General features: G+C 58.5%; 17 protein-coding genes and 2 pseudogenes. 6 read left to right on the plus strand and 13 right to left on the minus strand.

The annotated features are described in order from the left end of the window. Window positions 1–341 precede the first annotated feature (341 nt). A complete protein-coding gene (locus AS026_RS22745) occupies window positions 342–545 on the plus strand; it encodes a cold-shock protein (protein ID WP_007539649.1) in 204 nt (67 codons plus the stop codon). Between the two features lie 264 nt (window positions 546–809). Here AS026_RS22745 and pmtA read toward each other — a convergent pair whose 3' ends face one another. The 8 genes from pmtA to AS026_RS22785 form a co-directional block, all read right to left on the minus strand. After that, window positions 810–1,400: a phospholipid N-methyltransferase PmtA gene (gene pmtA / locus AS026_RS22750; RefSeq protein ID WP_007539650.1), complete on the minus strand. Its 591-nt coding sequence runs from the start codon at window positions 1,398–1,400 to the stop codon at window positions 810–812. Between the two features lie 231 nt (window positions 1,401–1,631). Further along, window positions 1,632–2,327: an HAD family hydrolase gene (locus AS026_RS22755; RefSeq protein ID WP_007539651.1), complete on the minus strand. Its 696-nt coding sequence runs from the start codon at window positions 2,325–2,327 to the stop codon at window positions 1,632–1,634. Beyond that, window positions 2,324–3,133, minus strand: a complete 810-nt coding sequence (locus tag AS026_RS22760) for a phosphodiesterase (RefSeq protein ID WP_007539652.1) — start codon at window positions 3,131–3,133, stop codon at window positions 2,324–2,326. Before AS026_RS22760 ends, AS026_RS22755 begins: the two co-directional genes overlap by 4 nt. A 57-nt stretch (window positions 3,134–3,190) precedes the next feature. Continuing rightward, complete coding sequence (locus tag AS026_RS22765) at window positions 3,191–4,447, minus strand: ABC transporter substrate-binding protein (protein ID WP_028747010.1); 1,257 nt, start codon at window positions 4,445–4,447, stop codon at window positions 3,191–3,193. A gap of 45 nt (window positions 4,448–4,492) precedes the next feature. Next, complete coding sequence (locus AS026_RS22770) at window positions 4,493–5,326, minus strand: carbohydrate ABC transporter permease (protein WP_007539654.1); 834 nt, start codon at window positions 5,324–5,326, stop codon at window positions 4,493–4,495. Then, on the minus strand, window positions 5,323–6,273 hold the full coding sequence (locus AS026_RS22775) for a carbohydrate ABC transporter permease (RefSeq protein ID WP_007539655.1): 951 nt from the start codon (window positions 6,271–6,273) through the stop codon (window positions 5,323–5,325). Before AS026_RS22775 ends, AS026_RS22770 begins: the two co-directional genes overlap by 4 nt. Then, a complete protein-coding gene (locus tag AS026_RS22780) occupies window positions 6,274–7,422 on the minus strand; it encodes an ABC transporter ATP-binding protein (protein WP_007539657.1) in 1,149 nt (382 codons plus the stop codon). It abuts the gene before it with no gap. Window positions 7,423–7,768: 346 nt separating this feature from the next. Beyond that, a complete protein-coding gene (locus AS026_RS22785) occupies window positions 7,769–8,590 on the minus strand; it encodes a MurR/RpiR family transcriptional regulator (RefSeq protein WP_007539659.1) in 822 nt (273 codons plus the stop codon). Between the two features lie 290 nt (window positions 8,591–8,880). On the opposite strand from AS026_RS22785, the pseudogene AS026_RS40320 reads away from it, so the two are divergent. The 3 genes and pseudogenes from AS026_RS40320 to AS026_RS44625 all read left to right on the plus strand — a co-directional run. Beyond that, window positions 8,881–9,112 (plus strand): annotated as a pseudogene (locus tag AS026_RS40320) (IS110 family transposase); the annotation flags it as partial. 315 nt (window positions 9,113–9,427) lie between these two features. Further along, window positions 9,428–9,727 (plus strand): hypothetical protein, encoded by a 300-nt coding sequence (locus AS026_RS22790; RefSeq protein WP_028747009.1) that lies wholly within the window; start codon window positions 9,428–9,430, stop codon window positions 9,725–9,727. Window positions 9,728–9,750: 23 nt separating this feature from the next. Then, window positions 9,751–9,900: a hypothetical protein gene (locus tag AS026_RS44625; RefSeq protein WP_412770328.1), complete on the plus strand. Its 150-nt coding sequence runs from the start codon at window positions 9,751–9,753 to the stop codon at window positions 9,898–9,900. Window positions 9,901–9,948: 48 nt separating this feature from the next. Here the strand turns inward: AS026_RS44625 and AS026_RS43560 are convergent, their stop codons facing one another. From AS026_RS43560 to glmS, 5 genes are all read right to left on the minus strand, one after another. Beyond that, window positions 9,949–10,194 carry a type II toxin-antitoxin system RelE/ParE family toxin gene (locus AS026_RS43560; RefSeq protein ID WP_081593648.1) on the minus strand — a complete coding sequence of 82 codons (246 nt, stop codon included), beginning with the start codon at window positions 10,192–10,194 and terminating at the stop codon, window positions 9,949–9,951. Then, the gene (locus AS026_RS22800) at window positions 10,143–13,313 is read right to left on the minus strand and encodes an efflux RND transporter permease subunit (RefSeq protein WP_028747008.1); all 3,171 of its coding nucleotides are present in this window, start codon (window positions 13,311–13,313) and stop codon (window positions 10,143–10,145) included. Before AS026_RS22800 ends, AS026_RS43560 begins: the two co-directional genes overlap by 52 nt. Beyond that, the gene (locus tag AS026_RS22805; protein ID WP_007539669.1) at window positions 13,313–14,386 is read right to left on the minus strand and encodes an efflux RND transporter periplasmic adaptor subunit; all 1,074 of its coding nucleotides are present in this window, start codon (window positions 14,384–14,386) and stop codon (window positions 13,313–13,315) included. The genes AS026_RS22800 and AS026_RS22805 overlap by 1 nt, the downstream gene beginning before the upstream one ends. A gap of 273 nt (window positions 14,387–14,659) precedes the next feature. Beyond that, window positions 14,660–15,190, minus strand: coding sequence for an FMN reductase (gene msuE, locus AS026_RS22810; RefSeq protein WP_007539672.1), 531 nt, complete (start codon window positions 15,188–15,190; stop codon window positions 14,660–14,662). 71 nt (window positions 15,191–15,261) lie between these two features. Beyond that, entirely contained in the window at window positions 15,262–17,088 is a 1,827-nt protein-coding gene (gene glmS / locus AS026_RS22815; RefSeq protein WP_007539674.1) for a glutamine--fructose-6-phosphate transaminase (isomerizing), read from the minus strand. Window positions 17,089–17,533: 445 nt separating this feature from the next. On the opposite strand from glmS, the gene AS026_RS22820 reads away from it, so the two are divergent. Next, complete coding sequence (locus AS026_RS22820) at window positions 17,534–18,253, plus strand: hypothetical protein (protein ID WP_007539676.1); 720 nt, start codon at window positions 17,534–17,536, stop codon at window positions 18,251–18,253. A 291-nt stretch (window positions 18,254–18,544) separates the two neighbouring features. Continuing rightward, a pseudogene (locus AS026_RS40340) lies at window positions 18,545–18,810 on the plus strand (transposase); the annotation flags it as partial. Window positions 18,811–18,928: the final 118 nt, after the last annotated feature.

Consider the following 18,928-nt stretch of genomic DNA (forward strand, 5'->3'; position numbering starts at 1 on the left):
GCGGCGCCATCTCTGCGGGGACTGGGGACCCACGTGACAGCTGTGCCCCCGGGATCACGCACGGGGTGCGGCTGCCGACCCGGCAGATAGACCGGGAAATCTCTATGCGGTAACAGACGAGGACGTTTCAAAACGGGAGCCATAGAACAGCAGCACGGCAATGATCATCGACTGCCAAGAGATTTGAATCCATCGCGAGGTTCTTCCCGAATCCTTGGGACGAACCAATTTTGCCGCGACAGTGACGAATAAGATGAGGGCAACCGATTGCGAAGAAAACTCCGTCGCCTTAAAGATTCCGGAAGCGGCAATCAGCCGTGAAAGCGTCGAGGATTTTGTTCATGGCCACTGGTATGGTTAAATTTTTCAATGGAGACAAAGGATTTGGCTTCATCACCCCGGATAATGGGGGGGCTGACGTATTTGTGCACGTGTCTGCCTTGCAGGCTGGAAGCTCTCTCAGCGAGGGACAGAAGGTGAGCTACGAGGTGGGCCAGGATCGCAAAACCGGCAAGTCGAAAGCTGAAAACGTACGGCTTATTTGATTTCCGCGATCATGGGATCGGCCGCCTCGGCCGCAGCAAAGCCTCCGTTGCTGCGGCCGCTCGCAAGCGGAACGCCGTAGCCATGGCCGCCGGCTCAATGCAGAAGCGTGTATTCACGGACGATCTCAAGATCGTCGACGTCGATTTCGTCGGAAGGTAACGCCGAGAGCTTCCCGAAAGCAACTTGACGGTCAGCGGTAAGTCAACAGCGCCACGTCGCTCCATCGACGAAGCACCTATGTCGTTCTTGACCGATGAGAGAGCTCATCGCCTTTTTCTGTACGTCCAGAGCTGCGCCGGTGGAATGTTGCGCATCATGAAAGCCAGGTGGCGGACTTCGTAACCGGCGGGAAGCGCGACGACCGGAGACAGCAACCCATAGGTGATCTGAACAACGGGCCTTCCGTTCGGCACACGTTCCAGGAGGTCGAGGATCAGTGACAGGCGCTTGTCTGGAGGCAAGTGCAGGAGAGGTACAGCGGAAATGACGCAGTCGAACTTTGCGCCCCGCTCAGGACCCAGAACAAGATCGAGCGCGAAGGCGTCTCCGCATCGAACGTCGACTTCGGGAAACTCCTGCCTGAGATGCCGGCAAAACTCCGGCGAGTATTCAACGGAAACCAGATCCTTCGGCCGAACGCCCAGCGCCAGGATCTGTTTTGTGATGACGCCGGTTCCCGGGCCAAGTTCAAGCACCGGAAGCCCCGAGGATGAATCAATGACGCTCGCCATCTTCCGGGCGGTCACGACGGAGGTCGGCGTTATGGCGCCGACGGCTGTTCGGTCGCGCTTCCAGCCTTTCAGGAATTCTATCTCATCCTTGAACTTCGATCCCACCCGCTGTCGCACGCCCATTCTTCGCCTCCGCTTCGATGCCCACGATGATTGCCGCCACAAACATCGCTTAAACGCGACAAAGGCAAGCCCCCAAGCGCCATTTTCCGTCCGCCTATTGTATTTTGCGCATAAAAAGATGCCTTTGAGAACCTGGGGGGCCCGGGAGGCGCTGCCATGCGGTTGGTTTTCGGCGTGAGGAATCAGAGCGACTTTTTTTGCTCTATTCGCGCGAAGTTGGGGATTGACAATCTAGCCGGCGCCTCGAAGCCGGACCTGATCTGTGCACAGCAAAGCTTTGAGCTGCGCGGCAGAACGCGTAACTACCGAGGCCCCGACGGAAAGGAGCCGCTCATCGTGATCGTTGAGGCAATGGCCGCCGGCTGTGAAGCCGATAACCGTCATCCCGGCCGCGACACCGGCCTGGACGCCGGCGATGCTGTCTTCCACGACAACCGTACGGGCAGGATCGGCCCCCATCCGGTCGGCCGCGAACAGAAAAAGATCAGGTGCGGGTTTGCCCTTCGATACCATGACGGTGCTGAAGACATGCGGTTCGAGCAACGGCCAAAGGCCGGTCCTCTCAAGACCGAGACGCAGTTTTTCAGGCGCGCTGCTGGAGGCGACACAACGCGGCACTGCAATTTGGCCAAGAAGCTCGGCGATGCCGTCGATCGCCTCCAACTCGGTCAGATACTTCTCCTTGATCTTTGCGGCGACCACTTCTTCGAAATCGGGAGGCAGAGGCCTTCCCCACTCCTCCTCGACCATGCGTCGCATCGTGGCGGCAGACAGCCCGGTATATCGGCGGACAACGTCTTCGTAAGAGGTCGGAAAACCAATGCGCGCCAGTTCATCGGCGTCGATCTGGGTAGCGAGCTTTTCGCTGTCGATGAGGACACCGTCACAGTCGAAGATGACAAGGTCGAATGGTTTGGTCAGGCTCATTGGAAACCCTCCGGCATGAATTCCTCGGGGCTGATTGCGACCACGACCCTGCTGCTGACCTCGAACTGATTGATCAGGACGCTGTCGTCGCGAACTAAGGCGACATTAAAGGCCGGCGCATCGTTGACGAAGCGCGCATCGCGCCGCTCGAGATGCGGAATGATCTGGTGCGCAACGCCCCGGCTCGCGCTAAACGGTACGCCTTGCCAGGTGCCGCCAACGTCGACATGGACATGGCCGCAGAAGATGTGGCGGACCGAACCTGTCTTGACGAGCGGCCCCACGGCGTTTCTTGGAACCAGGGTGATGTGCGGCGCAAAATGCGGCAGCCCGATCGATTGCAGCGGGTGATGGCAAAACAAATAGCTTGGCCGAATTGGCTCTTCAGCAAGGCGCTCTAGAAGCCATTCGAACCGGCCGCAGCCGAGCGAGCCATGACCGTGGTCGGTCACCAGCGTGTCGAGGAAAATCAAGCGGCCAGCCGGCAGATCCAGGACCGATTGGACGAAGCCTGTTGCGTCGATTGCGGCGTCGGGGAAAACCCGACGGAAATTAGCCCGATGATCGTGGTTCCCGAGCAAGAGGCGATGCGGCACCCGGAGGTCCTGCAGGATGTCGCGCAGAAGCTGGTAGGCGGCGGCGTCGCCTTCATCGGTCAGATCGCCGGTGATGACGCAGAGATCAGCATCCGCATGCTCGTTGTTAATGGTCGCGATCACAGTGCGGAGACGGGCGGCGGGATCGAAACCGTAAAGGGTCTTGCCCGGAGCCACCAGATGCAGGTCGGTGAGGTGGATGAGTTTCATTGATTGATCCATGAAAGCGAGCGCCGAAGCGGGTCCGGCGCTCTTGGTAGGAGTGGCTTAGTTGGTCTTCGGGAGAAGCGCGCGAACCTTCTCTGCCATATCGGCGAGAGCTGCATCCGGCTCCATGCTGCCAAGCGCGATTGCGGACATGTCGTCGCGAATGACCTGCGAGATCTCGACACCGTTTTCGCCGGGCCAGGAGAACCACGGACGGGCGCGCGGCGTCTGCTGCACGCTTGTGTACCAGTTCGGGTGCTGCTTGTAGAAGTCGGCAAGGTGATCCTTGTCGAGAGCACCGGTATTCGTCGGCATATAACCGGTGTTCGGAACGACAATGCTCTGGCCGTCCGCGCTGGTGGCAAACTTCACATATTCCCAGGCTGCGGCACGCTTGGCTTCGTCCTTGGACAGGATGACCGCGACCATGCCGCCCGTCGGCATCGTTGCGGCCTCGGAGCCCAGCGGCTGTTTTGCCGTCGTCAGCTTGAAGCGCGTGCCGATTTCTTTTTCGAGGCCGCTGACGCTGCCAGCCGATGCGAAGAAGAAGCCGAGCTTGCCTGAGGTGAAGAGCTGACGGGCTGCACGGCTGTCTATCGCCGGCTGCGTGCCTTCCGTATGGAAGCGCTTGAAGAGCTTGGCGGCAGACTGACCGGTCGGACCGTCGAAAGCGATGTCGGTTTCCTTGTCGTTCATCATCTGGCCACCGAAATTGCGCACCAGGTTCTGTGTCGTCCAGTCGTCCGAACCGAGATCGTAGAACATGCCCGATGTCCCGTCGCCGAGCGCTCCGATCTTGCCGGCTAGCGCCACGAAACCGTCCCAGTCAGTCGGAATCTTTTCAGGATCGCCGCCGGCCCGCTTGATAAGGTCGGCATTGAAATAGACGACCGGCGTCGACATAGCGAACGGCAGGCCGTAGAGCTTGCCATCTATCTTGGCGAGCGACAGAACCTGATCGGTATAGCCCTTGTCGGTCAGGTGATCCTTGGCAACCAGATCGTCAATCGGCTCGATCAGGCCGCGGGCGACGAGCGGGCGCAGCACGTTGAAGCCGACATAATGGACATCAGGCAACTGGCCGGCCATGCTTTGGCGGATGAGCGCCTGGACGGCTTCGTCGTAGCTCGGGGCCGCTGCCCTGAACCCGATCTTGATATCGGGATACTTCGCTTCGAAGCTCTTGGCGACGGCTGCGTGAATAGGCTCGTGCTCGGCCCAGGCGTAATAGACGTCGAGCTTGGTTTCCGCGTGGGCGGGGGCGGTCAGGCCTGCCATGGCAAGGCCAGCCGCGATCATCATGGCAATCGTTTTCACGATGCTCTCCTGTCGTTCGTGGTTGGGTTGGGTTGTTGAGGATGCCTAGTGTCGGCCGACCACCAGACCCCTGATGAAATGCCTCTGCATTGAGAGGAAGAGGGCGGCCAGGGGCGCTGTGACGATCACGCCCCCGGCCATCAGCGCACCGACCTGACCGCCGCCGTCGCCTGCTTGCCGGAAATAGGCAATGCCAAGCGAGGGCATCATCATGTCGGGATTGGTTGTCACCACCAGCGGCCAGTAGAGGTCGTTCCAATGGGCCACGATGGAGAAAATAGAGAAAGCGGCGACTGCTGGCCATGCGGCGGGCACCATGATGCGCCAGGCGATCGAGAGCTCGCTGAAACCGTCAAGCCGGGCCGCATCAAGCACTTCGTCAGGGAAGGTGACGAAAAACTGTCGAAACAGGAAGATCGCGAAGACCGAGATGATCCAGGGCAGAATGAGCGCTGGGTAGGTGTCGAGCAGCCCCGATTTCGCGAGCGCAACGTAGATCGGAATTGTCGGGATCTGCACTGGCACGAGAAGCCCGAGCAGCACTGCGCCGAGCAGGAGCGGCCTGCCTGGAAAGGACAGCTTGGCGAGCGCATAGCCGCACGGGATCGCCACGGCAATTTGCAGGGTCAGGATCGCGAGACAGACCACAAATCCATTGGCCATGAAGCGCAAGAGCGGGATTGCGGTGAGTGCTGCGCCGTAATTCTGCGCGGTGCCGGCCAGTGTCGGCACAGGCAGAAGACCGCCATTGAAGATTTCGCTCTCCGGTGTACCTGAGGCCAGCACCATCCAGATGAATGGGAAAACCATGATGATTGCGCCCGAGAGCAGAACGGCGTGTGAGGCAATGCGCGATACGGGAGATTTCGCAAGGATCATGGCGTTCCCCTCAAGTTCTTCGTACCGGACGCCCTAGGGTCCGACAGGCGCATCTGGATCAGAGACAGCATCGTCACGAACACGAAGAAAGACACGGCGATCGCCGATGCATAGCCGACGCGGAAGAACCGGAAGCCCTCTTCGTAGAATGTATAAAGGACGACCATTGTCGACTTCATCGGTCCGCCCTGGGTGAGCACAGCAACTGTCTCAAACACCGAGAACGCGCGGATGACTGTCATGACGGTGACGAACAGCGTCACCGGAGCAAGCATCGGCCAGGTTACGAGCCGGAAGCGCTTGAAACCACCGTCTGCACCGTCGATCGCAGCCGCCTCGTAGAGCTCTTCTGGAATTGTGGAAAGTCCGGCCAGGAAGAGGATCATGTTGAAGCCGACCAGCTGCCAAATGCCGATGCAGGCAAGGGCATAGACCGCCATGGACGGGTCGGAGAGAAACCGTATAGGCGAGGCGCCGAGCAGGTGAAGGAACGCGTTGGCGGCGCCAAGACTAGGATGGAGGATCGCCTCCCAGGCGGTCGCGAGCGCCACAAGGGTTGCGGCGACCGGGAGGAAATAGGCCGTTCTGTAAAAAGCGGAAAAGGTGCACCGTGAAATCAGCAAGGCAACAAGCAGACCCCACCCGATCGATATTGGGACCACCACAAGGACATAGAGCGCCGTATTGCGGAGGCTGTTCGAGAAACCTGGGTCGGTCAGCATTCGACCATAATTGCCAAGACCGACAAAGCGGATACCGACCAGGCCCAAAGATGCGTCGGTAAACGAAAGGAACAGAACCAGGATCGCTGGGCCGATCAAAAGGGCAAGCAGGAGCAGCGAGGCTGGCAACGCAAGAACCAGCCCGGCACGGGCTTGCGCGCGGTCCGACTTGTAGATTGACCGCTCAGGGGCTGCTGCGAGAGAAACATCGTCGAGCACAGCCATCTAAGCAGCCTCGCGTTCGACACGTTCTCGCCGAGACCGACTTTCGGGGAAGAACCAGGCATTCTCCGCGTCTATCGTCAGAGCGAGGTGCTCACCAGGATGGACCGAGCGCGCTTGATCCGCCGACACTCGAACGACGAATTCGGCGCCCGCCTCAGCCTCGACAAAAAGGTTTGCGTCCGTTCCGGAATGTTCGATACGCGAAAGGCAGACGCGGAGGGTACCGGGCACATCATGCGCAGCAATGCTTGCGTGCTCGGGGCGAAACGCCAAGGTGCCGGGGCCGGTGGAGCCGATCGCGTCACGGAGTGCTATTTTGCCACCCCCGATGGCGACCATCCCGCCCACTGTGGCGGAAACACGGACCTCATTCAGGAAAGGCTGCGCGAGAAAACGGGCGACCTCAAGATCGACCGGATCACGATAGAGATCGGCTGGCTTGGCGATCTGACGAACGTGCCCCCGGAACATCACCGCGACCCGGTCAGATATTGCTGCTGCCTCAGCCTGATCGTGAGTGACGAACACCGTCGTCGCTCCCATTTTCTTGTGGAGTCGGGCGATTTCACCTCGTGTGTGAATTCGCAGCGCCGCATCCAGGTTTGCCAAGGGCTCATCCATGAGGAATATCCTCGGTGCACGGACCATCGCCCGTCCTAGTGCCACACGCTGACGCTGGCCGCCCGAAAGCGCCGGTGGACGCCTGTCGAGAAGGGCATCGAGTTTTAGAATCGCCGAGGTTTCACGAACCCGCTCGTCGATCGAGCGATAGCGTCCGGCGGCACCTGGCAGGGCAGCACCAAGGATCGGCAACCGCTCCAAGCTGCTTAGTTCGCGCATTACCAATGGCGCGGCGATATTGTCGTACACGCTAAGGTGCGGATAGAGCGCATAGCTTTGAAAAACAAATGCCAAGTCTCGGTCCTTTGCCGCGACGTCGTCGAGCTTTTTTTCGCCCGCGAACACATGGCCCTGGTCCGCTCGCTCGAGCCCGGCAATTATACGTAGAAGCGTAGATTTACCGCAGCCTGAAGGCCCAAGAAGGGTCACAAATTCGCCGGCGGCAACGCTGATCGACACGTCGCGCAGAACATTTACTTCGCCGAATTTCTTGCTGATTTTGTCTATGTGAAGTTCCAAAGCTGCCATTCCCTATCCACATGGTTAGCAGTTTTCTTAATGGTGCTTTATTTCACATTGATGACATCATGGAGTTTTATTTCATTTTTTGCAACTGGTTATTTGGAAGAGTTTTGGGGGAAGAGCGTCCGCCCTCCGGAAAAGCTCGTGGTGGTTCCACATGGATAATGTTGTAGGTGTTCGACTGCGGTGCAGCATGCTGAACGCCAGCGTAAGTGCACGTTCTCGAAAGAAAGCGTGCGGCTTACGGGCCACGCCAAGGGGCTTCTTACGGTCGCCATTCTGCCATCCTCGAGAAGAAGCGGACGCCATCGTTCTATTGGCGCTTTATTTCACCAATGTGACATATGGAGTTTTATTTCATTGGCCGGTTCAGGTGCTTGTCGAGCGCAAGCATCAGACATTCGATGACGAAAATCTTGCCAGCCACTGGCGTCAGCGTTCCGCCGAAAGGATTGTCATGCAGGCCTGAGGCTTGAAGGCTATAATGCGCGGCCTTGCTCAGAGGGCTTTGCGTTCGGTTGGTAACCGCGACGGTCGTTGCGCCAGTGGCGCGCGCACCTTTGAGGAACTGGACGGTTTCGACGGTCAAGCCCGAGACTGAGAATGCCACCGCAACGCAACCTTCGCCAAGCCCATTAGCAACTTCATGCGCCATATGCGAGTTCCGGAAGGCGAGCGCAGTCAAGCCCACGCGAAGCAGACGATATGCCAGCATCTCCGCGACAAAACCGGACATTCCCGCACCATAGATGTCGATGCGGCGGGCGGTCGCAAGCGCTTCGGCGATCCTGTCCAAGCTCGTAAGATCGACATGGCTGTGGGCGACCTCCAGGTTCTCGATCAGTGTTCGCTGCAGTTTGTCGATTGCGGGATCAGCACCTGAAGAACTGACAACGGCGAGTTGGGGTCGGCCGACTTCCGCTGCAAGCGCAAGCTTGAAGTCGCGAAACCCGGTAAACCCGATCTGACGGCAAAGCCGCAGGATACTAGCTTCGCCACTGCCCGCAAATTCGCCAAGTTCTGCCACGGACTGGCGCAGCACTTTCTCCGGGTTTTCCAGGATGTACTTCGCGATCCGAGCGAGTGCGTTTGGAAGCTGATCGATCTCCTCGTGCAACCGCGATAGGATCGTCTGCCGATCCCTGTTGCGCTTCTCGTCCCCAATGCTTACCAACCCGCGGCTCCATCTAGTTCGTGTCTTCGGGCGACGACAAACCGGCCCCGAACTTAGCCTTAGAACGCTACCGGATTCAAGATGCGGGCGATGTCACGTCGTTTCGCGAACGCGCTGACTAGGGCCTTGCCGGTGAACTCAGGCAACTGCGCCGGATCACGGCTTTCCACTGGGCCATGGCGCGGAGCCGATGAATGTAGGTGGAAAGCGGTGGTTCTTGTAGCTGATGGACGATGCGTTCATCTCAACCGAATTATCCGCCAACCGTTAAGGTGCCGACAACGTGACGTCGCCGCGGCGACCGTCATTTACGTGGGCTTCTCTACGTAGCTGCGTCAGTCATTCTGACACGTATCTCAAAGGAGAGTTACCTGCGGACATAGGGGCTTCAGCTCCGGGAACGCAGGCTTCAAAAGAGCCGCCGTGGCTGTGGCGCGCAAACTTGCGGTGATCATGCACACAATGCTGAAGACTGGTGAGTTTTTGATCCGAATGCGGGAGCCGCAACCTAAATCCGCATAGCGTTCAACGTCTGAAAATCCGAATCGTCCCTGCCGGGACGTGAGCCAAGCCATTCCATTGATGGGATTGCCTCGCTGTCTCAGCTGAATGAGTCGGAAGGCTCGTTCCGCGAAGCTCCATCATGCGGCGGCTAATGTCGACCGCGAAACACCATCACCCGGCAGCGTCTAATGATAAAACGAGGTCATGTCTTTCAACGGCCTCAAACATCAACGGGAGAAGCGCAGCATGAAACATATTGTGCACTGAATGTATCGGTCTTGAAGGGACCATCGTTGCAATGGCTTCAGAGGACTTGCCAAGGCAAGATTGCCGGTGATCCGCATCCAGGCCAAAGCATTTTTGAAAGCCAACCGAATAAGACGGACCGCAGGAAAAAGCCATCCCATCGCGAATGACATTCGCGGATTGTTGCGCAACTTCAGTCTGAAAGTCGGATTGGTCGGCAAGATCAAATTCGAGGAGCGGATCAATGAGCTGGTCGAACACAGGCCTGATCTACACGAAATCATGCAGCCATTGTTGGCTGCACGCAAAATGCTGCGCGACGAATTTACCAAGTTGCACAAGAAGGTTTTGGATTTGGTCGCGAGGATGAAGTTTGTCGCCGATTGACGACGATCCATGGTGTCGGCCCCGTGGTCGCTCTCAACTATACGGCAACCATCGATATTCCTGGTCGGTTTACACATTCAAAGGCGGTCGGTTCTGTGCTCGGGCGCCACCAGCGGCGGGGTAGGGGAGGGGCAGGCATTGAGGAAATGATGTCGCCCGCGATCTATGGATGAGGTTTTGATTTGCACTGAGAAGCTGGTTCTCGGCGGAAATTCGGGGTTTCATTTCTCGCCGGCCCAGTCTTCATGTCCATGGCGTATTAGGATCACGAAAATTGCTCCGTCCTCCTCGACACGGTAGACGATAAGATGGGCCTTGAACGGATGAATTCTGAACACATGCCATTCGCGGGTTGGCGGCAATGTGGGATTGATCGACAAAGAAAAGCATACGTCAAAAACGCCTGCAGTCCCGATCAAGGTGTGGGTTCGATGACCTTGTGCTGAGATGAAGCCATTTCTAGGGATTTCCCCGCATCGCCGCCGAGATCGCCTGGCAAATTACTGAACTCCGTCTCTCGCCCGCAGGTCGCGTGGCGTCGAAGCGCTCGGCGACCGAACGATTTGAGCAAATTTTGCAGGTCATCGACGAAGGTGAAGATGACCGGGATAATGATGAGGCTGAGCAGCGTTGATATCATCACGCCGCCGATCACCACGATCGCCATCGGCTGCCGGAAACTCGAATCTCCGCCCATCAGGCTGAGCGCAGCCGGCAGCATGCCCGCGGCCATGGCAAGGGTGGTCATGACGATCGGTCGCGCGCGCTTATGGCAGGCATCGAGGAGCGCCTCGAACCGGGACATGCCTCGGCGACGTGACATGATCGCGTATTCGATGAGAAGGATGGAGTTCTTCGTTACCACGCCCATCAGCATGAGAAGGCCTATGACGGCAGGCATCGAGAAGCTGGTCCCCGTCACCACCAGCGGCACCAGCGCGCCGCCGAGCGAGAGCGGCAGGGCCATCAGAAGCGTGAGCGGCTGCAGGAAATCTTGGAACAGCAGGACGAGCACCGCATAGATGCAGAACACACCGATTGCCATCGCAAGCGCGAAGCTCTGGAACAGCTCGGAGCTGCGCTGAAGCTCGCCGTGTTCCACCAGCGTAACGCCCGGCGGCAGATGCTGGAGAGCCGGCAGCGCCTTCGCCTCGCGGTTGACGTCGCCCAGAATGCGGCCGTTGAGTTCGACGGAAACGGTGACATTGCGCATGCGGTCGATACGGTCGATTTCCGAAGGACTGCCGCCGATGCGGATATCGGCAATCGATCCGAGATCGACATTGCCGTTGGTGCCGGCCACGCGCATGTTCTTAATGTCGTCGAGATTGGTGCGCGCCTCTGGCGAGAAGCGAACGACGATCGGTATCTGCCGCTGCGGCAGGTTGAGCTTCGGCAAGTCGGAAGAATATTCTCCGTTCGTCGCCACACGCACGGCGCTGGCGATCGCATTCGACGTCACGCCAAGCGCTGCTGCGCGGGCAAAATCGGGCGTGATCTGGATTTCCGGCGCTTGCCTCGCCGCCGTCGATGTCACGGCGCCGATGCCCTGTAGCGTCCGAAGCTGCTCCTCGAGCGCCGTGCTGGCGCAATCGAGCGCATTGGCATCGTCGCTGGCCAGAGTGAACTCGAGCTTGGTACCGTAGCCGATACCGACCGCCACACGCACTCCGGGGAGGACGGAAAGCGCCTGCCGAATATCGTTTTCGATCTCCGACTGCTTGCGGTCGCGCCCATCAATCGGCGTCAGCGTGGCGACGATCGCGGCAGACCCGACACTGCTCCTTGCGACCGTCGCACCACCGCCTGAGGATGCCGAGCCGACAGCAGCAAACACATGCGTCACGTCGGGAAACTCACTGAGAATATCTGCGGCCTTCCTGGTTACGGCGTCGGTTTGCTCGACAGTGGCGCCGGGCTGCAGGGTGAGCGTGATCTGCGTCCGCGAGTCGTCAGCGGCCGGCAGGTATCCCGTTCTTAAGAGAGGGATAACGGAAAGCGAAAGCGCAACGACGACGGCAGTCACGGCCACTGTTGTCTTCCTGTGATTGAGGGCAGCCTTGGCCATCGCCATATAGGCGCGCATAAATCGGCCATCCTTCTGCTCCGACGGATGAGCCTTCATGAAATAGGCGGCCATCATGGGGGTGAGCAGACGGGCAACGACAAGCGAGGCAACGACGGCAACAGCGGCGGTGATGCCGAACTGACGAAATAGGAGGCCTGGTATGCCGCTCATGAACGCCGTCGGTAGGAAGACCGCGACCAGCGTGAAGGTGGTGGCGATGACGGCGAGCCCGAGTTCGTTGGCGGCTTCCATTGCAGCATCGAGGGGCCGCTTGCCCATCTGCAGGTGGCGGGCGATGTTCTCGATCTCGACGATCGCGTCGTCGACGAGAATTCCGACCACCAGCGACAGCGCCAGCAAGGTGACGACGTTCAGGCTAAAGCCGGCGAGATACATGAACAGGAAGGTCGGGATGACCGACAAGGGCAGTGCCACAGCAGACAGGATCGTCGCGCGCCAGTCCCGAAGGAAGAGCCAGACGACCACAATCGCCAGGATGGCCCCCTCATACAACATGTGCATCGAGCCGTCATAATTGCCGAGAATTGATCCGATCAGGCTGTAGACTGCATGGATCTGCACATTCGAATGCGCCGCTGCAAAATTTTTCATTGCCGTGTCAACGTCAGCCGAAACACTGCTATCGGAAAACCCGTTCGAACGCTTGATTTCGACGGCGATCACCGGCTTACCGTCGAGATAGGCCATCGAGGAGCGCTCGGCGAAGCTGTCCTCGACCGAGGCGATGTCGTCGAGCCGGGCCTGCTGCCCGTTAGCGAGCGGTATAGTGAGCTCCCTCAGGGCCTCGACCGACTCTACGGCGCCGAGCGTGCGCAATGTCTGACGCGTGCCGCCGATCTCGCCGAGCCCGCCGGACTTGTCGCCTTGCACGGCCTTCAACTGCGCTGATACGGTCGCGGCGGTGACGCCGAACGACGACATCGTCGAAGGATCGAGATCGACGTGGATCTCGCGATCGATCCCGCCGATGCGGTTGACCTGGCCGACGCCCGGGACCGATAGCAGCGCCTTGGTCAGATCGTTATCGACAAACCAGGACAGTTCGGTCTCGTTGAGAGCGGTCGAGCGGACGGCATAGGTGACAACTGCGGAGCTTTGGACGGTGGCCTTCGTAACGATCGGCGTCGCCATCTGTGCCGGGAGATCGGCCTTGACGCTATCAACGGCATTGCGGACCTCATTGAGGGCCGTTTCGCTGTCTTTCTGCAGCTTGAAGGATACCTTGGTCGAGACGGTGCCATCGGTAATCGTTGTGAGAATATGATCGAGATGGCTCAAGGAGGTGAGGCTATTCTCGATGGTGCGGGCAACCTCCGTCTCGAGCTGCGTCGGCGCAGCCCCATCGAGCGTGGCGGTAACGCTGATGGTCGGAAGGTCCATGTCCGGAAAGTACTGAACCGCCAGCTGTTTGAATGCCCAAAGCCCGCCAAATCCAAACATCACAAACAGCAATATCGCTGGTATGGGATTGCGGATCGAGAAGGCGGAGAAATTCATCAGTTTTTCTCCGCAATTTTCACGAGGTCATTGTCCGACAGAAATGCACCGCCCGACGTGACGACCTTTGCCGACCGGTCGATGCCGGAGATGATTTCGACCTCGCCATCGTTGCGGCGGCCGGTTTCCACGCGGACCCGTCGCACCCGCTTGTCCTCGCCGGCGGTGAAGACGTAGCTGATGCCATCCCGGAACACGATCGCCGTCTCGGGGACGGTGAGCGCCGGTGTGGTCTGCAGCTCGATATTGCCAGTGACATAAAGGCCGGTGCGCGGACGAACCTCGGACGGAAGCGCAACATAGACGATCGCACGGCTGGTGTCGGTGCTGACCGAGGGGCCGACCAGCCGCACCTTGCCGGAAATGGCGTGACCGTCCGGTCCGTTGATCGCAACGCTCAAACCCTCCGAAATCCGCGGCAGATAACGCGCCGATACTTCCGCCTGCCATTCGACACGCTGCTGGCGCACCATGCGGAAGAGCTCGGTGCCGGTGGAGACTACTTCGCCGAGATCGCCCGAACGCGAGGTTATGAGGCCATCGTCGGCGGCGGTGATGGTCGTCTGCGCAAACTTGATCTTTTCGCTGTCGAGCGCGGCCTCCTCGGATGCCAGGTTTGCCGTCGCCGTCTGCTCGTCGGCGAAATATTCGGTGATCTTCTCGTCGGAAAGAGCGCCGGATGAACGAAGCTGGCGTGCACGATCCGCATTTGCCTTGGCCTTTGTCAGCTTTGCCTTGGCGATGACGACAGCCGCCTCCTGTTTGCGAAGGTCTGCCAGCACGCTGTCCTGCGAAAGCCGGGCCAGCGTCTGCCCTTTCGTGACCACCGAGCCGACATCGACCAGGACGTCGGTGATGCGCAGGCCGCTCGTTTCGGACGCAATGATTGCTTCCTGCCACGGTTTCAGCCAGCCGCTCGCGGGAACGGTTTCCAGCCAGTCCCGTATTGCCGGCGCCGTCAGAGAAACGGTCAGAGCAGGCGCGGCCGCCTGTTCAGCCATGCTATTAGCGGAGGGAAACTGGAGTGCTGCACAGACAAGAACGGCAGCGAATAGAATACACGGTTTTCTCAAATGGCAATTCCTCGCAGTTCACGGGTGTCCGCGCTCAACCGTGGCGTCAAAAATGTCGGCTGTTGTGGTGCAAAGTTGAAATGCCTGACGGTCTCGAAGGTGACAAAACTCAACTATTCAAAACATCTTAGCGGGACACCAGTGATGTCGGGCTATTGCGCCATCCAAGGCAGCAGTTTTTCGTCGGCTGCGAGGCGGTGAATACGGCTAAATCGCATCGTAAGGTTCGCGTGGGACAATAGTGCCTGTTGCGCCGCCGTTTGCTGAGTCTGCTCATCCTATTGCGTATGCTGCTTCCTCGACAGCCCGGCCTACACGCATGCGGATGGTCTCGGAAATCACCTCTCCGTGGGCGAAGTCATTACGCGTGGCATAGATTGCGGTCGGCATCGCAAGCGCTTCAAAGAACCCGAACAGAGGACGCAACTGATGCTCGACGACAAGCGAATGACGCTCGCCCCCGCCCGTCGCAGCGATGATGATAGGCTTGCCCCTCAGCGATGTTGGATCGAGCAAATCGAAATAGTGCTTGAATAGGCCGGTGTAACTGCCCTTGTAGGTGGGTGAGCCTACGACCAGGACGTCTGCCTCTAGCATCTGGTCTACGACCCCGCGCGCTTTAGCGCTGAGGTCGTCTATCCGTTTGGCTTTCAACAGTGAAGGTCCAAGGTCATCGACATCGAAGGACTGCGCCACCGCTTGCGTTTTGATTGCCAATTGCCCGACGATATGGTCGACGAATGTGCGCGTCGTGGACGGTCGTGTTATGTTGCCCGAGAAGCCAATTATCTTCGTTTGCGGCATGTCGATCTCCAAATGCTCAGCAGATATAAGTCATCTACACTCTGTCATTCGTCCCTTACGGAAACCACGGCCTATTCGACGGTGACTGATTTCGCCAGGTTGCGCGGCTGATCGACGTCAGTGCCCGCAAACACGGCGGTATGATAGGCGAGCAATTGGATCGGCAGCGAGAAGATCATCGGCGCTATGATCTCGTCCACATTTGGAAGAACGATTGTTTGCATCGTGTCGAGCTTCAAGGCGCTAGCGCCCTTCTCATCGGTGATCAAGATGATCCGTCCGCCGCGGGCCGCAACCTCCTGCATGTTGGAAACGGTCTTATCGAAAAAGCGGTCGTGCGGTGCGATCACGACAACCGGCATGTTCTCGTCGATGAGAGCAATCGGACCGTGTTTCAGTTCGCCGGCAGCATAACCTTGCGCGTGAATATAGGAAATCTCCTTTAATTTCAGGGCGCCTTCCATGGCCAAAGGGAAGCTCGTGCCGCGGCCAAGATAGAGTACGGCGCGGCACTTTGCCAATTCACGCGACAGAAGCTCGATCCTTGGTCGGATGCTGTTGAGCACCTGCCCCATGACGCGCGGCACCTCGGCAAGCCGGCCGACCAGTGTCTGTTCCTCCTTCTCCGTAAGGGTGCCACGCGCCCTGCCAGCAGCAACCGCGAGCGCAGCCAAAACGGCGAGCTGGCATGTAAAGGCCTTCGTAGACGCAACGCCAATCTCAGGACCGGCGAAGATCGGGAACACAGTGTCGGACTCCCGTGCTATCGTCGATTCGGGCGCGTTGACGACTGCACCGGTCTTCAAGCCGTGCTCCTTGCAATAGCGTAGGCAAGCAAGTGTATCGGCCGTCTCGCCCGATTGTGAGATGAAGAGAGCTGCCACCTGTGGCGAGAACGGGATTTCGCGGTACCGAAATTCTGACGCGACATCGATTTCGACCGGCAGACGTGCGTAGTGCTCGAACCAGTATTTGCCGATCAGCCCGGCAAAGTACGCAGTGCCGCAGGCGGAGATCGCCAAGCTTTGCACGTTGGCGAAGACCGTGTCGCGCCAAACCGCGACTACCTTATTGTCGCTGAAGTTGATGTAATGGCTGAGGGTATCGGAGATGGCCTCCGGCTGGTCGTAAATTTCCTTCTCCATGAAATGGCGATAGTTGCCCTTGTCGATCATAGGGGCCGTCACCAGCGAGATCTGCCGCGGTCGGGTGGTGACCTCGCCGTCGATATCGAAGATACGGACGCCAGTCTTGTCGATGACCGCCCAATCTCCGTCGATCAGGTAGGTGATCTCGTTGGTTAAGGGCGCCAGCGCAATCGCGTCCGACCCGAGGAACATTTCGCCGCTTCCGTGACCGATCGCGAGCGGCGGGCCATTACGGGCAGCCATGATAGTCGAAGGGTCTTCCTCGAAAAGCAGAGCCAGCGAGTAAGCGCCTCGGACGCGCTTCAGCATCGCATGCATAGCTTCGCGCCGGCCCATGCCGTCCCGGCGAAGTCTTGCCACGAGATGCGCGATGACCTCCGTGTCGGTGTCGGTTTGGAACTCGGCGCCGGCCGCGGTCAGCTCATCCTTCAATTCGGTGAAATTCTCGATTATCCCATTGTGGACGACCGCGATGCCGTCGCTAAAATGGGGGTGGGCATTGCGTTCCGTCGGCGCGCCATGGGTTGCCCAGCGCGTATGGGCAATGCCGATTGTGCCCGCCAGAGGCTGTTCTTTCAGCTTTGCCTCAAGATTGAAGAGCTTGCCCTCACAGCGCCGGCGATGGAGCGCTCCACCGTCGATCGTCGCGACGCCCGCCGAATCGTAGCCACGATATTCAAGGCGTTTCAATGCGTCTATCAGCCGGTCCGAAACCGGATGATGGCCGACAATACCCACAATCCCGCACATACACTCTCCGCGTTTTCGCATATCGGCCACAACGCGCTCACCTAGTCCCGTCAGTCTGGAGTGAGCGAAGCTACAATCAGTCTTTGATCGCCATGACAGCTAAAATTCCGTCGGAACTTCGTGGCAAAACCGTCATGTTGTCGCGCTAAGTAAAATTCAACGCGTTCTAACGGCACTCGACTTATTGGAAAAATCGATTCTTTGGATCGCACCCATTTACGTCATGGATTGTCATGGCACCAGTGATGGCTGCTGAGGCATTATGACGGACGTTACTCCTGCCTTTGGAAACCGGCCGGTTTATGTCCGAGGCGGCCCCCATCATCCTAGCGTCCGCTCACACCGCGTTCTAGGAGTCCCCTTCGAGCGGGGCTTGTGGGAAAGCCTCCCTGGCAATAAAAATCGTCTCAACGCTCATCAAACTCGCCACAAAGGATGACTTTTCGTGTCAATTTACTGTTGGAAGTTTATACGGGTTATCGCATTTGCACCTGCTGCTGCGATCATGCTGGCCGCGCATAGCATATCGGCGCAGGATTCGTTCACCACGGTGCAATGGCCTAACACGCCAACGGCACGGATTGAGGCACTTGCGATTCTGCAGACCTTGAATGCAAATCTCCTGAGTAATGCTAGCGCCACTTTGACGCTCGATCGCTGGTGTGCCGGACACAAGCTCGCACCGCTAGGTTCTAAGATCGTTGCACAGCGGGTTCGCGGCCGAGACAAGCCCGTCGATAGCCGCATCCGAGAACTTCTGGCGGTCGGCCCCGACGAGCCCATCGCCTACCGACATGTCCGCCTCGTTTGCGGCAATCGCGTCCTTTCTGAGGCCGACAATTGGTATGTTCCGGCAAGGCTGACAATGGACATGAATAAAGCGTTGAATACGAGCGACGTCGCCTTTGGCAGAGCCGTCCAATCTCTTAATTTCACCCGCACAAATCTATCTTCCAATTTGCTGTGGTCCCCTCTTCCAGAAGGATGGGACGTAGAAAAGGAGCTACCGACACCCGCAACGGGATCATCTCTTGTACTACCGCCCTTTCTTCTCGAACATCATGCAGTGCTGAAGCTTCAGGACGGCACTCCGTTCAGTGCGCTGGTCGAAAGCTATACGAGCAATGTACTGGACTTCCCTGCTCCACCTCTGCTTGCCCACTAGCTGCCCATTAGCGCTACGACCAAAAGCGCAGCGCCCGGGACGGTATTTTCGATCGACCGTAAGACAGCGTCGCCGTTGCCGAAGCTCGTCGGGGGCGTTTGTACCCGGCGAGCTTGCAGGGGTCGGTCCTATTCGGTGTTGTCGATGGGCGCTTGACGTTGGTTCGCTCCTTCTCGGTCTTCGTAAAAGGACCGTTCTTGAACCTTGCGGCGACCTCACTCTCATCAACCTGGCGACCCAAAGCCAGCCGCCGTTCGACGCGTCCATAATAGCGCCGAGACTGAACGAGTTGGTGAAAGCAAACGGGGCGGGCGGGTATCTTGTTGCGGTGACGCGATGATGCGATCCCTGCTGTACGAAGCAGCGCAAGTCCTGCTTGTAACCATTAAGAAATTGTCGTGGCTAAAAAGCGTGGGCGATGAATATCGCCAAACGCCGCGGTAGGCAAAAGGCGGTTGTAGCCTTGGCCCGACGGCTTGCGGTGATCATGCATTGCATTGTGGAGTGACGGAACCGAATTCTGCTGGACACAGGAGAGGCTGCCTGTTGCTGCGTAGTTAGCAATCAGGGTAACGAGAAAAAGGAGACAAGAAGATTTCGCCGCCGGTGGAAAGATGTCCTTCGCAGGACGACGGATGGTGAGTTCGCGTGGTTGTTTAGTACGGTCGTTTTTTG

Origin of the sequence: Rhizobium altiplani (genome assembly GCF_001542405.1) — a bacterium.
In the GTDB taxonomy this organism is placed as follows: Bacteria; Pseudomonadota; Alphaproteobacteria; order Rhizobiales; family Rhizobiaceae; genus Rhizobium; species Rhizobium altiplani.

Excerpts from the sequence above, each read along its gene's own strand:
- AS026_RS22745 (WP_007539649.1), top strand. The coding sequence starts at position 342 with ATGGCCACTGGTATGGTTAAATTTTTCAATGGAGACAAAGGATTTGGC.
- pmtA (WP_007539650.1), bottom strand. The coding sequence starts at position 1,400 with ATGGGCGTGCGACAGCGGGTGGGATCGAAGTTCAAGGATGAGATAGAA.
- AS026_RS22755 (WP_007539651.1), bottom strand. The coding sequence starts at position 2,327 with ATGAGCCTGACCAAACCATTCGACCTTGTCATCTTCGACTGTGACGGT.
- AS026_RS22760 (WP_007539652.1), bottom strand. The coding sequence starts at position 3,133 with ATGAAACTCATCCACCTCACCGACCTGCATCTGGTGGCTCCGGGCAAG.
- AS026_RS22770 (WP_007539654.1), bottom strand. The coding sequence starts at position 5,326 with ATGATCCTTGCGAAATCTCCCGTATCGCGCATTGCCTCACACGCCGTT.
- AS026_RS22775 (WP_007539655.1), bottom strand. The coding sequence starts at position 6,273 with ATGGCTGTGCTCGACGATGTTTCTCTCGCAGCAGCCCCTGAGCGGTCA.
- AS026_RS22780 (WP_007539657.1), bottom strand. The coding sequence starts at position 7,422 with ATGGCAGCTTTGGAACTTCACATAGACAAAATCAGCAAGAAATTCGGC.
- AS026_RS22800 (WP_028747008.1), bottom strand. The coding sequence starts at position 13,313 with ATGAATTTCTCCGCCTTCTCGATCCGCAATCCCATACCAGCGATATTG.
- msuE (WP_007539672.1), bottom strand. The coding sequence starts at position 15,190 with ATGCCGCAAACGAAGATAATTGGCTTCTCGGGCAACATAACACGACCG.
- glmS (WP_007539674.1), bottom strand. The coding sequence starts at position 17,088 with ATGTGCGGGATTGTGGGTATTGTCGGCCATCATCCGGTTTCGGACCGG.